The organism is Prosthecobacter sp. (assembly GCF_029946185.1).
Lineage (GTDB): Bacteria > Verrucomicrobiota > Verrucomicrobiia > Verrucomicrobiales > Verrucomicrobiaceae > Prosthecobacter.
Map to the genome: position 1 here is coordinate 1 of NZ_JAQSEA010000010.1, position 16865 is coordinate 16865.

The 16865-nt window shown below is 59.1% G+C and carries 22 protein-coding genes; 14 read left to right on the top strand and 8 right to left on the bottom strand.

From position 1 onward, the window contains the following. Window positions 1–474: ThiF family adenylyltransferase (locus tag PSV43_RS00365; RefSeq protein WP_345784639.1), on the top strand; the 474-nt coding region annotated here is incomplete at its 5' end. 1 nt (window position 475) lies between these two features. On the opposite strand, the gene PSV43_RS00370 is transcribed toward PSV43_RS00365, so the two are convergent. The 5 genes from PSV43_RS00370 to PSV43_RS00390 all read right to left on the bottom strand — a co-directional run bounded on the left by PSV43_RS00370 (window position 476) and on the right by PSV43_RS00390 (window position 2950). Beyond that, entirely contained in the window at window positions 476–805 is a 330-nt protein-coding gene (locus PSV43_RS00370; RefSeq protein WP_300192541.1) for a TA system VapC family ribonuclease toxin, read from the bottom strand. A gap of 86 nt (window positions 806–891) precedes the next feature. Next, window positions 892–1155: a hypothetical protein gene (locus PSV43_RS00375; protein ID WP_300192542.1), complete on the bottom strand. Its 264-nt coding sequence runs from the start codon at window positions 1153–1155 to the stop codon at window positions 892–894. Window positions 1156–1269: 114 nt separating this feature from the next. Next, entirely contained in the window at window positions 1270–1650 is a 381-nt protein-coding gene (locus PSV43_RS00380; RefSeq protein WP_300192543.1) for a rhodanese-like domain-containing protein, read from the bottom strand. Window positions 1651–1683: 33 nt separating this feature from the next. Beyond that, complete coding sequence (locus PSV43_RS00385) at window positions 1684–2211, bottom strand: hypothetical protein (RefSeq protein WP_300192544.1); 528 nt, start codon at window positions 2209–2211, stop codon at window positions 1684–1686. 22 nt (window positions 2212–2233) lie between these two features. Continuing rightward, the gene (locus PSV43_RS00390) at window positions 2234–2950 is read right to left on the bottom strand and encodes a superoxide dismutase (protein ID WP_300192546.1); all 717 of its coding nucleotides are present in this window, start codon (window positions 2948–2950) and stop codon (window positions 2234–2236) included. Window positions 2951–3057: 107 nt separating this feature from the next. On the opposite strand from PSV43_RS00390, the gene PSV43_RS00395 reads away from it, so the two are divergent. The 11 genes from PSV43_RS00395 to PSV43_RS00445 all read left to right on the top strand — a co-directional run bounded on the left by PSV43_RS00395 (window position 3058) and on the right by PSV43_RS00445 (window position 11627). Beyond that, on the top strand, window positions 3058–4128 hold the full coding sequence (locus PSV43_RS00395) for an OmpA family protein (RefSeq protein ID WP_300192548.1): 1071 nt from the start codon (window positions 3058–3060) through the stop codon (window positions 4126–4128). A gap of 27 nt (window positions 4129–4155) precedes the next feature. Beyond that, the gene (locus PSV43_RS00400) at window positions 4156–5634 is read left to right on the top strand and encodes a hypothetical protein (protein ID WP_300192549.1); all 1479 of its coding nucleotides are present in this window, start codon (window positions 4156–4158) and stop codon (window positions 5632–5634) included. Window positions 5635–5650: 16 nt separating this feature from the next. Beyond that, window positions 5651–6457 (top strand): HAD-IIB family hydrolase, encoded by an 807-nt coding sequence (locus PSV43_RS00405; RefSeq protein WP_300192551.1) that lies wholly within the window; start codon window positions 5651–5653, stop codon window positions 6455–6457. Between the two features lie 112 nt (window positions 6458–6569). After that, window positions 6570–6884: a 50S ribosomal protein L21 gene (gene rplU, locus PSV43_RS00410; protein WP_300192553.1), complete on the top strand. Its 315-nt coding sequence runs from the start codon at window positions 6570–6572 to the stop codon at window positions 6882–6884. 19 nt (window positions 6885–6903) lie between these two features. Continuing rightward, window positions 6904–7179: a 50S ribosomal protein L27 gene (gene rpmA / locus PSV43_RS00415; protein WP_300192555.1), complete on the top strand. Its 276-nt coding sequence runs from the start codon at window positions 6904–6906 to the stop codon at window positions 7177–7179. Between the two features lie 129 nt (window positions 7180–7308). Beyond that, entirely contained in the window at window positions 7309–7965 is a 657-nt protein-coding gene (locus tag PSV43_RS00420; RefSeq protein WP_300192557.1) for a phosphoadenosine phosphosulfate reductase family protein, read from the top strand. A 6-nt stretch (window positions 7966–7971) separates the two neighbouring features. Beyond that, window positions 7972–8715 (top strand): sulfite exporter TauE/SafE family protein, encoded by a 744-nt coding sequence (locus PSV43_RS00425; RefSeq protein WP_300192559.1) that lies wholly within the window; start codon window positions 7972–7974, stop codon window positions 8713–8715. Window positions 8716–8727: 12 nt separating this feature from the next. Further along, window positions 8728–9636 carry a sulfate adenylyltransferase subunit CysD gene (gene cysD, locus PSV43_RS00430; RefSeq protein ID WP_300192561.1) on the top strand — a complete coding sequence of 303 codons (909 nt, stop codon included), beginning with the start codon at window positions 8728–8730 and terminating at the stop codon, window positions 9634–9636. Next, complete coding sequence (locus PSV43_RS00435; protein ID WP_300192563.1) at window positions 9636–9902, top strand: hypothetical protein; 267 nt, start codon at window positions 9636–9638, stop codon at window positions 9900–9902. The genes cysD and PSV43_RS00435 overlap by 1 nt, the downstream gene beginning before the upstream one ends. A gap of 23 nt (window positions 9903–9925) precedes the next feature. Beyond that, window positions 9926–11266: a GTP-binding protein gene (locus PSV43_RS00440; RefSeq protein WP_300192565.1), complete on the top strand. Its 1341-nt coding sequence runs from the start codon at window positions 9926–9928 to the stop codon at window positions 11264–11266. Window positions 11267–11414: 148 nt separating this feature from the next. Further along, window positions 11415–11627: a hypothetical protein gene (locus PSV43_RS00445; protein ID WP_300192567.1), complete on the top strand. Its 213-nt coding sequence runs from the start codon at window positions 11415–11417 to the stop codon at window positions 11625–11627. Window positions 11628–11689: 62 nt separating this feature from the next. Here the strand turns inward: PSV43_RS00445 and PSV43_RS00450 are convergent, their stop codons facing one another. The 3 genes from PSV43_RS00450 to PSV43_RS00460 form a co-directional block, all read right to left on the bottom strand. Continuing rightward, entirely contained in the window at window positions 11690–12151 is a 462-nt protein-coding gene (locus tag PSV43_RS00450) for a hypothetical protein (RefSeq protein ID WP_300192568.1), read from the bottom strand. A gap of 514 nt (window positions 12152–12665) precedes the next feature. Then, window positions 12666–13541 (bottom strand): hypothetical protein, encoded by an 876-nt coding sequence (locus PSV43_RS00455; RefSeq protein ID WP_300192570.1) that lies wholly within the window; start codon window positions 13539–13541, stop codon window positions 12666–12668. Between the two features lie 496 nt (window positions 13542–14037). Then, on the bottom strand, window positions 14038–14679 hold the full coding sequence (locus PSV43_RS00460) for a hypothetical protein (protein ID WP_300192571.1): 642 nt from the start codon (window positions 14677–14679) through the stop codon (window positions 14038–14040). A gap of 776 nt (window positions 14680–15455) precedes the next feature. Here PSV43_RS00460 and PSV43_RS00465 point away from each other — a divergent pair. Beyond that, a complete protein-coding gene (locus tag PSV43_RS00465) occupies window positions 15456–16049 on the top strand; it encodes a hypothetical protein (RefSeq protein ID WP_300192573.1) in 594 nt (197 codons plus the stop codon). 78 nt (window positions 16050–16127) lie between these two features. Beyond that, window positions 16128–16733 carry a hypothetical protein gene (locus PSV43_RS00470; protein ID WP_300192575.1) on the top strand — a complete coding sequence of 202 codons (606 nt, stop codon included), beginning with the start codon at window positions 16128–16130 and terminating at the stop codon, window positions 16731–16733. Window positions 16734–16865 lie beyond the last annotated feature (132 nt).

The following is a 16865-nucleotide window of genomic DNA, read 5'->3' on the forward strand; positions in this document are numbered from 1 at the left end:
TCGAATGTGGACCGCATGCTTGCGCCGGACTTTGATTTCGTTGTGGATGCCATTGACCGGACTTCGATCAAAGCGCTCATCATCGCCAAATGTCACGCTCGTGGTCTGCCGGTCATTACGTCGGGATCTGCGGGGGGGCGGCGTGATCCCACCGGCATCAAGATCGCCGATCTCGGTCACGCGGGAGCTGATCCTTTGCTCCGAGGCGTGCGTCAGTGCCTGCGCCGCGAACACGGCTTTGAGAAGAGCGAGCAAGGCCGCCCGATCACGATGGGCATTCCCTGTGTGTTTTCCATGGAGAAACCGGTGTTTCCGTGGGCGGATGGGTCCTGCTCTCTCGAAGCTGAGACCGGTGCCGAAACTGGGCTGCGCCTCGACTGCGCCGCTGGTTTTGGTGCTGCGACATTCGTCACCGGAACGTTTGGCTTTGTGCTCGCGGCGGAGGTGGTGAGAAAGGTTCTGGAAGTAGATTGAGTTACGACGCCAACGGATTTTTCCAACGCAGACAGATGCAGTTTGAGAAGTCGGCGTCGTTCGTATGCAGCTCTGCGCTGTGTTCAATGGCCAGCGCCGCGAGGTGCGCATCAGAGAGGGCGGCTCCAGTCCAGCCAATCTTTTCCAACTCATCCCAGTGCTGGGGTGTGGGGTAAAGCAAGGTGACGTTTGGCGCAGCGATCCAACGTTTAACTTCAGACAAGGCATCCGCGAGGGGCATGGGAGGCTGGATGACTCTGGGATTTGTCATCAGTCGTACAAACCCGAGAACGACATTCAGTGGCAGGCCCACCTCCTCACCCCGCGTCATAACATCCTCTCACCACAATCGGGCTGCCACATGGTCAGGTGCAGTCAAATTGTAGGCGTAAATAAGCAGATTGATGTCTGGCAGAATCATGATTTCTGCCGGGCTAGAAAGGCATCGACATCCAGTTGATCAGCCAGCCGGTTCAATTTCTGCAATGGAAGACCGGGTGCAAAGATGCCCTGGTGTGGACGAATGCGAAAGGGCGTCGAAGACGCGGCCATGTGGGTCGGTTTGCCGAGTGCTGTGCGTAGCAGGCTGAACGCCACCTCGGCCACTGGCTGTCCTTTTTGCTGCGCTGCTGCGCGGAGCAAACCTGCAAGATCGTCGTCAAGCGTGAGTGTCGTAGGCATGGCAGAAGAATGCCATAGGCTGCGAAATCGCCCAATGATTTTTTTTGCGACGCCAAGGAAGCCCTTGAGAGCAAAATGGAAGGAGGTGCTGACTAAGCAATCACCGGCACTGCGTTACTTCACCACCGGCTTGCCGGCTGTTTCCCAGCCGCCGAAGCCGTCATCCAGATGGATGAGGTTTGTGAAGCCGAGTTTTTCCAAAATCGGGAGGGCGCGGGTGCTGCGGCCACCGGCCTGGCAGTGGACGAGGGTGGGCTGGGTCTTGTCGAGTTTGCCAAGCTGCGCTTCGAAGTCTTTCGACATGATGTCGATGTTCTTCGCGCCTTTGATGTGACCGTCTTTGAACTCATCCGGCGTGCGCACATCAATGATGGCGGTTTTACCTTCGGCGATGATCTTGGCGGCTTCGTCGGCTTTGACGTGTTTGGCGGGGTCTGCGGCGAACATAAGGATGGGAAGGAGAAGCAGGAGGGTGGTGAGGAGGAAGGTTTTCATGGGATGTTAGAGTTTCAAGTTTAAGGTTTCAAATTAGACCGAGCAGTGAACTTCGACGGACATGTGGCTGAGGCGCTGATAAAGCTTTCTGAGGGCGAGCAGGGGCCACCAACGGTAGAGGTAGATTTCGAGCGGCTTCCACATGGCCACCCAGCCGATGATGGTGAGGCCTTCGCGGGAGACGGTCTGCCAGTTGGAGGCAGCGGGGATGAGCAATGTGGCGGCAAACTGGCAGGCACCGAGGAATAGGAGGCCGATGAGAAGGGATGCGCGCCCTTCGCGCATGAGCTGCTTGAAATCGCGCAGCGCCATCGCGGCGCGATAGTCAAAGTAATGGGAGATGGAATTCGCGACGAGCTGTCGTGCATCGGCGATATCGGAAGGATGTTTTGCCAGATGCACGACGAGCTTCAAATCATGTTTGCGCGGGTGTTCCTGCGCCCAGCTGACGATGAATTCTTCAGCATCGTGATCCAGATCACGCTCATGGAATGGGGAGGGGTCCAAGGAGTTGAACAACTGGCTCAACTCCGTGAGATTGACCTCGATGAGTTCGGTCATAAGCGTGATGCGGTGAAGACGCTCACGCCTTCGCTGCAGCGTAGCCCTTGGCGACTTCCGCCCAGTTCACCACGTTCCACCAGGCGGCGATGTAGTCGGGGCGCTTGTTTTGATACTTGAGGTAGTAGGCGTGCTCCCAGACATCGAGGCCGAGGATCGGGGTGCCGAGGTCAGCGGCATCGACAATGCCTTTCATGAGCGGGTTGTCCTGGTTTGGCGTGGAGGTGACCTTGAGCTTGCCATCCTTGGTGACGATGAGCCAGGCCCAGCCGGAGCCGAAGCGCTTGGTGCCGGCTTCGCCGAAGAGCTTTTTGAAGTCGTCGATGCTGGTAAAGGTGCTCTGAATCGCTTCACCGAGTTTGCCTTCGGGGCCGGTCGGGCCGCTGCCGGCCGGGGCCATCCATTTCCAGAACCAGCTGTGGTTCACGTGGCCGCCACCATTGTTGCGGATGGCGGTCTGGGAGGCTTCAGGGAGCGATTTGATGTCGGAGACCAGTTTGATGGTGTCGGTCTTGCTGATATTCGCCGCTTTGAGTGCATCGCCGAGCTTGGTGATGTACCCGGTGTGGTGCTTGCCGAAGTGGATGTTCATCGTCAGGGCGTCGATGTGGGGCTCCAGGGCTTCGGGTGCGTAGGGAAGGGGGGCTTGGGTGAGATCCAGCGCATGACTGCTGGCGGGAACAAGAAGTGAGCCCGCGAGGGTGGCGGTGCTGGTGGTGAGGAAGTGGCGGCGGTTCATATTATTGGGGTGTGGTTGAAGTCACAGAATACGAATTTTGAGGGGGGGATGTCACGGCGAAAGTGCCGCGTGCAATCTTTTGTCACCGTGGTAGCTTGGGATTCGTTATGGCCGCAGTCACCCATCCCCCCGAATGGACCACTCCGCAGTCCTCTTTTCGTTCTCGCGACGATTGGAGCCTGAAATGGTGGGTGATGTTCGCGCTGATTCTCTCGGTGGTGTTTCACATGATGCTCGTGGTGGGGTTTGACACACTGGGCATTTCGAATGTGACGCCGACCAAGCCGCGTGATGTGCCCGAGCGTTTGCGCATCAGCGAGCAGGTGCTGAAAGACCAGCAGGCCATCCAGGAGATCCCGGAAATCATCGCTCCCGGGAATGTGCCGGACATGAAGGCCTTTGAGCCCAAGCTGGATGATTTCGACAAGCTGCAGGAACTGCCCAAGAACCAGGAGATCGACCTCACGCCGAACGTGAAGGAGATCACCAATTTCCTTCGTGCCAATGATCCGGGTGACGGTGCGCCCGGCATGCCCAAAGGCAGCGACATGGCGAAGCTGCTGGCCCCTCAGACCATGGATGGGCCGGACATCGCCGCAGAGATGGCCAGCGTGCGCCGGGATGTCTTGTCCAAGCCTATGTCTGAAAAGCAAATGCTGCTGGATGCGGGAGCCGTGGACCCCGGTGATGGGGGTAAGATGGACAGCGGCCTGCTTGACGCTGTGAAAAGCCAGAGCACCACGGCCGCCTCCGGCGCGCGAGTGAAGGGCTTCAGCAATCTCGATGATCTGCTCGGCGGCGGCGGCAAGATGGGCGGTAGCACGGCCCCGATTCTGATGCCAACCGATCTGCTGTTTGAGTATGGCAGCGACCAGCTTGCCGAAGCCGCGCGCCTCAGCCTGATGAAGCTGGGTTTCCTCATTCAAAAAAACCCTGACTCGCTTTTCATTATCGAAGGGCACACCGACAGCTTTGGTGGTGAGGACTACAATCTCGAACTCAGCATCCGCCGTGCGAGTGCGGTGGTGAGCTGGCTGCGCGAATCCCTTGGCTTGGGCACGGACCGCATTCAGGCCGTGGGCATGGGCAAGTCGAAACCCATCGTCAGTGTCGCGGGTACGCCGGAGCAGCAGGGCATGAACCGCCGTGTGGAAATCAAGGTGCGGCCGAAAAAGTAACCCGTTTCACGTCAACCACGCAGACGCATGTCGGTAAAGTCCGTTTTCCTGCAGTTAACGAAACAATGGCTGCGCGGCGGCCGCTGGGTGGTGATGGTTGCATGTTTGATCTTTTTTGCGTGGTGTTACATGCGGGCCTTTCAGCGGCAGGGGATCATCCGTTCGGATTCACTTACCGGGCACGAGCGGGCTTATCTGAATGCCGCCATCGAAACGCGGCATGATCTGACGCCGGATTTTTCCAAAAGCGTTTCCCAGCCGCTGAACGACTGGCTGCCGCACCGTACGGATGGCGTGGTGCGCCCGCTCTGGCCCTGGCTGGCCGCATGGAATGTCGGGGCGGAACAGCCCCTCTCAGCCGGTGCCTTGAGTGCGGAGGACCAGCGTGTGCTGCGATTCAGCAAGCTCTGGCTCATGGGGCTGAGCCTTGGCTTTTTGATGATGCTGGGGCTGGCGGCGGCACGGGCGTTTTCAGTGCCGGCGGCGCTGCTCACGATTTTGACCATTGGCTTTGGCGTGCTGCTGCCTTCCACCGCTGAGTTTTCACCCGATGTGTTGTTTCAGCTGCTGTTTCTGCTCACCTGGGTGTGCTGTGTCGCAGCGTTGAAGCGCAATTCCCTCTGGCTTTATGGCTTGATCGGTTTTCTGTCGGCGCTGGCCAATCTGACGCTGCCGACCGCCACCACGCTGGTGCTGGTTTTTATAGCCGTGAGCACACTGCGCTGGCTGTGGGGCTGGGTCCTGGCCCACTGGCCGCACGAAGGCGGCACGTCACTCTGGGTCTGGCGCAATCACTGGCTGGGCATGGTTCTGCTGGTGGCGTGTCATCTGATCACCGTGGGGCCCATGATGGCGAACTCGAAGGAGAAACTGGGAGATGCCACACCCTTTCACTGGCGCTGGTTCGAAAACGAACCGGCCATGCAGCAATGGACGGCAGTGCACCGGACGCGCGAAGCTTTGCAGGCCGTACCGGCAGATGAACTGCCAAGTTATAAGAACTACCTCGCAACACATGCGCCCAATGCGAGGCAGGAGCGCTTTTGGCAGGGCGGGCTGAAAATGATGGATGCAGTGCTGCAATTCCCCTGGAGTTTTGATTCGCTGCCGCATGAACGCGGTGTGTTTGTGATCGTTTTGGCCAGTATTTTGGGCCTGCTGCTGTTGATCATCGCGTTCGTGGCGCCGCGTGCGGCGCATGCCGGGCAGGCGTTGCATCCTGAAACGGCCCCGCTGGCTTTGTTCGGCATCTTGGCATTTGTGGCCTGCTCCCTAGATTTCGGCTGGGACTTGCCGGTGCTGACCTGGGGGAATCGTCATCTGGCCTTGTATCCGCCGCTGGTGCTCAGCCTGCTCTGGGCCAGTGAGGCGCTGGTGCATCGTGCACGCCGCCGGAAAATGTGGCTGCCGGTCTTTGTGATCTACGAAACCGTGCTGTGGACGCTCTGTATTCTGGCCTTCTGGAGAGTGATCGCGGTCTTGCAGCCGGTCTCTTTCGCGGCATGACTGCGCGCCCCTATTCATGGCTGCCCCCAAACATCGTTTCATTCTCTGCTTCGACTTCGACGGCACTCTCATCCATCCGGGGAGCGACCCCGTGTTTCATCCGGGGCTCGGGCAGATGATTCAACTGCTGCGCGAACAAGGAGCGGCGTGGGTGATCAATACGGGGCGCGGTTTGAGCCAGACGACTGAAGGGCTCGCGCAGCATGGCATCTACATTGAGCCTGATTTCATCATTGCGCAGGAGTGTGATATTTATAAGCCGGGCTTCTTCAGCCGCTGGACCGACTACGGCTCATGGAACCGGCTGGCACGGCGTGCGCAGGAGCGGTTCGTCAAAGACCACCAGGCATCTTTGCAGGACATCCGCCGCATGGTGGAGACGCAGACGCAGGCCTCATTCATCAGCGGTGGAGAGGGGGAGATGGGCATTGTGGGCACCACTGATTACGAACTCGACGGCATCTGTGCTTACATCGACAACCACGCCCGGCAGTTCCCGGACATTGGCTATCATCGCAACGGCATCTATCTGCGCTTTTCGCACAGCGGGTACAGCAAAGGCACCGCCCTCAGTGAGCTTGCGCGCCTGCTCGGACTGGATGCCTCAGTGTGCTTTGCGGCCGGGGACAATTTCAATGACCTCAGCATGCTGGATCCGCGCCATGCCCGCATGATCGCCTGCCCTGGCAACGCGTTGGAACCGGTGAAACAGATCGTGCATGCACGAGGCGGATTCATCGCCACCCGCTTCGCCAGTGAGGGCATGATGGAGGCTCTGACGCATTTTTTTGGCAATTCTCAGGCTCCGGCAGCCTTATTTTAACAATTCTAAGGCTTTCGAAGGAAGTTTTCCCTTGCCGAATGGGGTGACGTGTGGAAATCTCTGCGCCCCTCGCCCCAAAATGGCGAAGGACAACTCTCTTACTTTTCAGGTTATGGCATACGCAATCATCAAAACAGGCGGCAAGCAGTATAAAGTCTCCGTGGGCGACAAGTTCGACGTGGAAAAACTCGAAGCTGCTGAAGGCGACATCGCCACTTTCGACCAGGTGCTCGCCGCCGGTGAAGGCAGCAGCATCACCGTGGGCGCTCCTACCGTGGCAGGCGCCAGCGTCTCCGCCAAGGTAATCAAGCAGCACCGTGCTGACAAGGCCACCACCTTCAAGTTCCGCAAGCGCAAGGGCTTCCACAAGACTCGTGGTCACCGCCAGCCGCTCACCCTCGTGCAGATCACTGCCATCAACGCTTAATTTTTAACTCTCTCTTCTTATGGCCCATAAAAAAGGACAAGGTTCCGTCAAAAACGGTCGCGACAGCCAGAGCAAGCGTCTTGGCGTCAAGAAATTCGGCGGCGAAGCCGTCATCGGTGGCAACATCATCCTCCGCCAGCGTGGTACGAAGTGGGTTCCAGGCCGTAACGTCGGTCTTGGCCGTGACCACACCATCTTCGCTCTCGTGGCTGGCCGCGTCCTTTTCGACAAGGAAGGCCGTCGTGTGAACGTCGAGCCTGAGGCTGCCGAGCCAGCTGCTGCCCTCGTGGCATAAGCGATCAAACAGTTATTTTTATCAGGGCGCGGATCACCTCCGCGCCCTTTTTCTTGCCCAATTTCCGTGATGGAATCCTATTTCCTACTTTACACATCGGGAATCAGGTGAATACTCCGCGCCCCTCGCATGAATCCCGACCAAATCCAAGCTCTCAACGATGCCGCCCGTGGCCAGTCGCCGCAGGAGATCATTAAAACCGCTCTGGCGCATGCCGAAACCGGGGCCATCGTTACCACGAATTTCCGTCCGTATGAGGCGGTGATCCTGCACCTCGCCACCGAGCAGAGCGCAGACATTCCGATTCTTTGGGTCGATCACGGCACCAATCTCCCTGAAACCTACCTCTTTGCAGAAAAGAGCCGCGCCCGGCTGGGCCTCAATCTTCAGGCCTATCTGCCGAAAATGACCGCTGCCCACTGGTTGGCGCTTAATGGCGGACAGATTCCGATGCCGGATGAAGTCGAGCGCGTGGAATCCTTCAGCCGCATCATGAAGCTGGAGCCCTTTGAGCGCGGCATGCGTGAACTGGCCCCGAAAGTGTGGATCACCGCGCTGCGCAAGGAGCAGAACCCCCAGCGTGCCGCCACGCTGCAGCCCTTCATGTGGGATGCCAAGTTCAACTGCCTCAAGGTGAACCCCATCCTCGAATGGACCCCCGTGGAGATGGACGCCTACCTGGCCGAACACAAGCTGCCGAACGAGCGCACCTACTACGATCCCGCCAAGGGCGACGAAAAGCATGAGTGTGGCCTGCACGCCAAGCTCGTCACTGACAAAGCCTAAGCGTTCATGGAACTGCCTGATCACTTTCTTCTGTACGTCCTGGCCGGCTTCGTCGCTCAATTGATCGACGGCGCACTCGGCATGGCCTACGGCGTGAGTGCTTCGTCTTTGCTGTCCGTCTTCGGTGTGTCTCCGCAGGTGGTCAGTGCCACGGTGCATGCGGCAGAATGCTTCACCACGGGTGCCTCGGGCCTCTCCCACCATGCGTTTGGCAATGTGGACCGCACGTTGTTTCGTCGGCTGCTCATACCTGCTGTGGTCGGTGCGGTCGTGGGTGCCTATGTGCTCACCTCGATCGATGGCAAGGTACTGAAGCCCTACATCTCCATCTATCTGGTGATCATGGGCGCGGTGATCATCGCCAAGGCCTTCACTCGTGTCCCGCCGCGCAAGGTCACCACACACCTCGCCCCGTTGGGATTCTTTGGCGCGCTGGTCGATGCGATGTGCGGCGGCGGCTGGGGGCCCATCGTGGCATCGAACCTCATCATCCGTGGCAATGACACGCGCATCACGGTCGGCAGTGTCAACGCCGTGGAGTTCTTCGTCACGCTCGCCGCTTCCATCACCTTTTTCCTGACCATTGGCCTCACGCATTGGAACATCATCCTGGCGCTCGCCATCGGCGGTGTCATCGCTGCGCCCTTCGCTGCGTGGGCCGCGAAGCACATCCCGCACAAGCCTTTCATGGTGCTTGTCGGCGTGCTGATTGTCGTCATCAATTCCCTCCGCATTTTCAAGATTCTTTAATTTACCCGTCTCATGTCCGCGATCACCCATCTCCAATTCCTCGAATCCGAGGCCATCTACATCCTGCGCGAAACTGCGGCGCAGTTCCAAAAGCCCGCGCTGCTGTTCTCCGGTGGCAAAGACTCCATCGTCATGGCCTGGCTGGCGCGCAAAGCCTTCCATCCTTCGCGGCTGCCCTTCCCGCTGCTCCATGTGGACACCGGGCACAACTTCCCCGAAGCCATTGAATACCGTGACTGGTTCGTGCAGGAGATCGGTGCCTCGCTGACGGTGGGTCTGGTGCAGAAGTCCATCGACGATGGTCGTGTGCAGGAAGAACAAGGCCACAACGCCAGCCGCAACAAGCTGCAGACGGTGACGCTGCTGGATACCATCGAAGAAAATCAATACGACGCCTGCTTGGGTGGTGGTCGCCGCGATGAAGAAAAAGCCCGCGCCAAAGAGCGCTTCTTCAGCCACCGCGATGGCTTCGGCCAGTGGGACCCCAAGAACCAGCGCCCGGAGCTTTGGAACATCTTCAATGGTCGCAAACACTTCGGTGAGCACTTCCGCGTCTTCCCGCTGAGCAACTGGACCGAGATGGACATCTGGCAGTACATCCGCCAGGAAAACATCCCCCTGCCAAGCCTCTACTTCAGCCATCAGCGCAAGATCATTGATCGCCACGGCCAGCTCCTCGACGCCAGCACCGGCATCATCCCGCTGCACGATGAAGAGAAGCCGAAGGTGAAGGAAATGACCATCCGCTTCCGCACCGTGGGCGACATCACCTGCACCGGCGCCGTCGAATCCACCGCCAGCACGATTGACGAAATCGTCGCGGAAGTCGCCGCTGCGAGACAGACCGAACGCGGCACGCGTGCGGATGACAAGCGCAGTGAAAACGCCATGGAAGACCGTAAGAAGGAGGGGTACTTTTGATGAAAAGATTGGCTGAAGCACTCTCCTACTCGGTGGCTTATCTCGCTTCCGTCCGTCGCAACGATGAAGACGCGGCAGAAGAGGACGGTGACACACTGGACTTCTTGACCTCCATCGTACGCGAGGCCACACCCGCTGAGATCGAAGCCATTCGAACCGCTTCAGAATCGGCCATCGCAACCCTTCTCGAAGACTCGGAACCCGACCACGAATTCATTCAAGGTTACCGCGACTGCATCGAAAACTTCTGCAACCCGACCGCATAGTCCCTCTCACTCCGCTTTTTATCATGGACGTTCTCGTTAACCCTACTGAATCCTCTCTCCTTCGTTTCACCACTGCTGGCAGTGTGGACGATGGCAAAAGCACTCTCATCGGCCGTTTGCTGTATGATTCCAAATCCATCTTCGAAGATCAGCTTCTCGCCGTCGAAGAATCCTCCAAGCGTCGTGGCGATGCGCATGTGAATCTGGCACTTCTCACCGACGGCCTGCGTGCCGAGCGCGAGCAGGGCATCACGATTGATGTGGCCTACCGCTACTTCGCCACACCGAAGCGCAAGTTCATCATCGCCGATACACCGGGGCACATTCAGTACACGCGCAACATGGTCACGGGGGCTTCCACAGCGGATCTCGCGATCATTTTGATCGATGCGCGCCTTGGCGTCATCGAGCAGACCATGCGCCACACCTATCTCGCCAGCTTGCTGCGCATCGGCCACATCGTCCTTGCGGTGAACAAGATGGACCTCGTTGGCTTTGACGAAGCCGTCTATAACAAGATCGTGGCTGACTTCCAGGCTTTCGCCAAAGGCCTCGATCAACTGCCGCAGGTCACGCCGATCCCGATGAGCGCGCTCAATGGGGACAACGTCGTCGATAGATCCGAGCACACCCCATGGTATACCGGCCCTTCGCTCCTGCAGCATCTTGAAACCGTCCAGGTACACAGTGAAACCGCTGCGGATGAAGCACGCTTCCCCGTGCAGTGGGTGATTCGCCCGATCTCCGACCGCAAGGATTCCAAACTCGGCAATCTGCATGACTACCGTGGCTTCGCCGGGCGCATGGCCAGCGGCACCTTCCGCGTGGGCGATGACGTGCTCGTGTATCCGTCCGAGATGAAGTCGAAGATCACGGGCATTCACACCTTTGAAGGCCCGCAGGAAGAGGCGATCCCGCAGCTCAGCTACAGCATCACCGTGGCCGATGAAATCGACACCAGCCGTGGCGGCATGATTGTGAAGGCGAATGAGCCGACGCAGACCAGCCAGGAATTCGACGCCATGATCTGCTGGTTTGCCGACAAGAAGACGCTCAAGCCGAACAGCCGCTTCCACCTGCGCCACACCACCAATGATGTGCGTGCCGTGGTCACCGACGTGCTCTACAAAGTGAACATCAGCACGCTGGAAAAAACCGTCGCGAGCAAGGAGTTCTCTCTCAACGACATCGGCTGCATCCGCCTCCGCTGCGCATCCCCGATTTTCTTTGACCCGTATGGAAAGAACCGCACCACCGGCAGCTTCGTCCTCGTCGATGAACAGACGAACAACACCGTCGCCGCCGGCATGATCACCCGCTCGCTGGTGGACGCCGGTGACGAAGATGCGGAAGTGGCGATCTAACGCGTGTGAAATTGGCAACATGGCCACGTTTGAGGACGTGGCCATGGTATGCAGGGCGTCATTCTTGATTCAGGGCTGACGCGCAGGCCGGACTGGGTCGGCAATTGAGGTATTGAGCCGGAGCAGTGGAAACGATAAACTCAGATCCATGTCACAGACCATTCACCTTGATCTGGAACTGCCGGGCGATCTCGCACGTTTCAAGCTGCCTCAAGGCGTGAATGAGCGGCTCATGTCCTTGCTCGACAAACAAGACTCCGGTCAGGAGTTAACCGATCAAGAACGGCGTGAGGCAGAGGGCTTGGTGGATCTGGCGGACACACTGACCTATCTCGGACTCAAAGCCAAGGCTGCTGCCTGAGCCTTGTGATGGGAGCCTTAGCGTGAAACAGGAAGAGGCAAGGCGCTTTTGGCTTTCGTAACCTACAGTGATTCGATCATCTCCCCTGCCTTCGTGCGGCAGGGGACGCGGAGGTGTTCGAGCCAGATGGGAATCCAGGTGTTGAGCACAAGCTTCCGCGCTTCGGCGAGATCATTGAACGTCGCAGCCGCCCATGGAAAGCCACGCTCTTGAAAGTAGAACTCCCATTCTTTCTTGCCGTGGGCGATGAAATAGGCGCCATCGTGTGAGTCCTTTTCAGTCTGAGTGGACGGCAGGTCTTCGGGCTGCAAACCTTGTGCCGCCAAGCTCGCCTCAATGTCCGCCCGCGTCAGCGTGAAGAGCCGGTTCACCGCTTCCTGGCAGCGCTCGGTATTGCCCTCTTCATTCGTATCCCGCCACTCGGCAGGCAGCCCCAGGTGCGCTAGCGACCACGTGGCCACATCCTCCACGGAATGCAGCACCTTCATCTGCTCGGCGATGGAAAGGGGTTCAGCAGGATTCATGCACCAAGCATTCCCGAAAACCGTCAGGAATCAAGCCCGTGGGATCGGCAGCCCAGTCAGCCCGCCTGTTTCCCAGTGAGCGAGCAGAAACTCGATGGGGATGGAGTATACCAAACGCCATTGGAAACAGGTCTGTATTCCTGTCATAGCAGAGGCTGTAAGCGAACAGGTGAACAGCGCGGCGCCCAGGGCCGTAGGTTGGGTGTGTTTGGCGTCGGGCGCGTATCGTGCTCCACAGCGCTCTCCGCCAAACCGCCCGACCACCAGGACGTTCGTACGCCAGGGTGCGTTGCCGCACGCTGATGGACGGGCGGGCTGTCGCCACACCCATCCTACGACTGCCTTTGCCTGTCTTCTCGCTGATCATCCGACTCGTTTCTACCTGCTCGTGGTATTACAAAAGATCTCCCGCGCGACCAGCAGAGGGTCTGCCTGCTACTGGTGCCATGCGGTCAAAGGCCCGAATCTTTCCCGCATTGATCCCGACAACTTATCTGGCGCATGGATTCGCTTTCTACGCATACCGTCCCGGCAGGTTCGCGGTATCACTGCGCGTCGGCGGCGCTGGCGCTAGCCGGTGGATCACCTTCTGCGAAGGCAGCCAGCCTTGATCCCGCCACTTGCGCAGCCCCGCCCGCCAGTCCTTGACCGAAGTTTGGCCGTTCACCCATCCGTTCGCCGCCCAGTGGTTAAACATCGAGGTGCCATCGCTGGCCGGTAGTCCGATCTGCGCCGCGTAGGCCTCCAGCTCCGCTTGGGTTCCACGGTCTGCATGGGGCTCCGCGCCAATGGGCAACTCCAGGCCTTTGAGGTTGATGCTCCGGTCCGCTTTGTTCAGCCAATTCAGCAGCCTCACACGGCTGAGCCGCCGTTGTTTCAGCTCGCACCAGGCGGTGCATTTCCCCAGTTCCGCCGGGATGTCGATGGCTTGATACGCCGGGTTTGCAGCGAGGTGCGCGAGCCACATCGCGTCATCCACCGGCAGTCCACGTCGTTTGGGTTTCTGGGTCGCGGCCAGGGGCTGCGCTGCTTGGGAAAGGTCGGCTTCGCGTACGTACGCGGGCGCTCGCCCATATGCAGGTGTGGGGGTGTGTGGGTGGGCGGGGGAAAGGGGAGTCTGAGGGGAAAGGGGGAGGGAGGGCGAGAGGGGGAGAGGTGTTGTGTTTTCAGACGATTTAGACGCAGCAAGACACTCCAAGACGGGTTCAGGCGAATTTAAGACGTTTTCAGTCGCATGCAGACGCCCTGCTTGATAGTAGCGGCGGTTCCTTTCGGCACGCTTGCTGACCTTGGATGGCTCCGCATCCACGATAACGCCTCCTTCGGGAGTGAGTTCAAAGCGCCGGCCCGAGGCGAGCAACGCAGCAATCGTTTCTGGTAGGATCACCATGGTTATATTATGGTATGAAATGCTATTTAATCAAGCGCTTTTGACCTGCTCCAGGTTCTCCGCCCAGGCCTTGAGGACCTCCCAGACCTGCACCCGACAGCCGGATTTCAAGAGACGTTCCCGCCACCCGGCCTGTGAGCAAAATGCCTGGCATGAATGGCACTTGATTAAGGCTGGGCGGCGAGGAAATCATCCATTCACTGACGAAGCCGAAAAGTGTCGCGGAGCGCGGACATGAGTCCGCAGCGGGTCGTCCGCGTGGGACGTGTGATGGCTCTTACTGAATGCCGCAAACACGGTGATGCTCGGTGTCGCGAAAGTTGCGTGCCAAAGCGGAGTGGGTGTTTGCTGCGGAGTGCAGCGGAATAAATTCCGCGCTCCGAGGAGCGCTACGCGCAAGCTGTGAGTCTCACGATCTACGCCCTTAATCAAGTGCCATTCATGCGTGGAATCTTGCCCGGTCTTATATGGTGCCTTCCGTCTCTCTCAACCGGGCTCAGCTCCCGTAAACATGAACCTTTTGCAGGTGCCGTTCCAGAAGCTCCGGATAGCCGGTCGAAGACTTGGGATGCAGGCGCTCATGACAGGGGCGGCAGATCGCCACCAGCTCGAAGAGGAGCTCATCACCCACATGGGCATAGGTCAGATGGTGGACTTCCGTGGCCCGAGCCTCCCAACACCCTTCGCAGGTGACCCAGGCCCTCCTCAAAACGCGCTGGCGCACGGACTGCCAGTCAGCAGATGCCAGATAGCGGCGATAGACAGCCCGCCACTCCGCCTTCCGCTTGGCGATGGCCGCTTCCCGGCACTGCCCGTAGGCAGCAAGGCCACTGCGGAGGCGCCTCTGGTACAGCTCCTCATTCCACTGCGGGCACCTCTCGCGGTTGGGGACGCTGGAGTGCGGGAGTGAATGGCTGAGCTTCTGGCCGCAGTCAGCACACTGGATGCGGTAGAAAGGCTTGCCGTCCGACTGCAGCGCCACACGCGGCTCCCGCCGCAGATGATCGCAATGCCGCTGCCTGGCAGCCTCCGCGCTGATCTCACGGCTGTCGATGTCCAAGGAGGGAAAGTGCCACTTCCTGCGGATGAATCTTGGTTGGGTGTCCGCTTCCATGAGGATGGGCAGGTGTGTTTCCATAGTGTCTGGAGGCAGTGCTAAAACCGGTTTGGATGCCCATGATGACCGGCATCTCTTTCTTCCAAGCGCCGGTCCGGGTGCGGGCGGCAAGGCAATCGCTTCTGGTAGGATTACCATGAATATATTATGGTAGGATTCGGTATTATATCAAGAACTTTTGACCTGTTTCACGATCTCACCCCGCTTCTTTCCAAGACTTGCAAAACCCTGCCCCGTGGCCGGATTTCAAGGGACGCACCGCCCCGGCCTGTGTGCAAAAACTCGCAGCAGGAAGCAAATCAGGGCAGGCGTTGGCATTCAATCCAGCCTCCCGATGGTTTATGCCCCTGGCTCCCACGTCCGCTCACGCGCCAAATACAGTCGATGGAAGGTTGCTGAAATTCATTGATAATCAGTGAACGGTGGCGCTTGAAGCCGTCGCTGGAGGGTTTCGGTGCATCACTTTTTAGCACCACCTGAATGGTTGCAAAATAAGATTGTCAAAAGATCGGCTTCATCCAATGATGGACACATAAAGGTAAATAATCGTAAACGAAACATTACCTGAAGCGGTTGCACAGCCTAGGAAAGTGTCGTGAAATTAAAGAAAAGTGGCGCAAATTCTTAAAATCGAATACCTGTATCATCCAATGACCGGATCTTCCATTGCTGCTCCGAATTGCCTCCAGGGCACCCCCTTCAGACCTGCCGCACAGAGTGTCCATGCACTCTGCGCACGGCCCCAGTCCCCCAAAGTAAACCAGAAATAGAACCTTAGACAAGGAAACCATAATACCATGAAGAGAGACGAAATACCACCCATGCACCCGGCCTGCAGGCCCCGCCTGCATCAGCCTCCCCTCGCGCGCCTGCTCCAGTCAGGCCTCATCCTCCTCATGCTCATCGGCATGCAGCTCCAGTCATACGCCGTATGCGACACCTGCTGGGAAAGGCAGTACCTCACCGGTTGGCTCGCAGACGCCCAAGCCGAAAGGAATGGCCTCGCCGTAGAACTCGGCATTTTGCAAGACACCCTCGAGGACGTCCTCTGCGAAGAAGAACCCGACGAGCAGGAGATCCAGGACATCACAGATCGCATCTCACAGGTGACACAGTCCATGAACACCGCAGACTCCATCATCAACGACGCCAGCCAGCGCCTGCAAAATCTCCCGCAGTGCATGATGAATCCCCCCTGCGGCGAGGGCATCCCCCAGGATCCCGTCTATGACGACCCGCCGCCCCCCGAGGACCCGCCCGAGGATCCTCCCCCCTACTACGGCGATCCCATCCCCGTCTACGAAGACCCGCCGCCCCCGCCAGACGATCCCCCGTTCCCACCGGAAGATCCCCCGTTCCCACCGGACGACCCCGATCCCGTTCCCGTGTAATCCCTTTTGAAGTCCGCACCCGCAGCGCTTACCGGTCCGCACCCCGGGCCGGTAAGCCGCTCACCCACGCACGCCCGCATGAAAAAGCCGCTCCTCACACTCCTCCTGCCGCTGCTGCTTGCCGCCACCCTCCTTTGCACCCTGCGCGACAAAGACGGCCCCACACCCAGCGCCCCGGCTCACGTAGCCGCCGCCGCTGCCGCCCCCGCCACGCAGCCCTCACGCCTCGCCATCCCTTCGCCCGCCGATCAGCGGGCCGCCTTTGAAGCCGTCGTGCAAAAAATGGAGGACCAAAATGAAAAGCTTCGCGAGCACGCCACCAAAGCCTTCTCCAACATGAGCCCCAAGCTCGAGCGCAGGCTCCTCGCCACCGTCATGCGCTTTCGCGAGCCCCGCTGCCGCCAGCTCTTCAGCACCTGGAAGCTCGATGCCGAAACCGCAGACGCCGCCATCAAGCTCATCGAAGCACACCAGGCCGAAGTCATGACCCGCCGCAGAGACTTCCTCATGTCCGGCATCCACGGCGCCCCCGACTACCGCATCGATAAGAGCGTCAATCAGGCCCTCGCCGAAGTCCAGCTCACCGCCCTCCTCGGCGAAGCCCGCTCCGCCGAACTCCGCGCCCTCGAAAAGCAGATCGATGCCGAATACCTCGCCCGCGCCCTCAGAAACGCCGCCGACTAAGAGCCTATCCAGTGAATAGCCATGATTAGTTCGAGGGCGTCTGGCGTTGGCGAATCCAGGCGAGAAGCCTTGGTTTGGCTGGCGGAGTTTTAGGGGGGGCTCCGGTGGAGGCCAACCCTGTTTGTGGCGGGC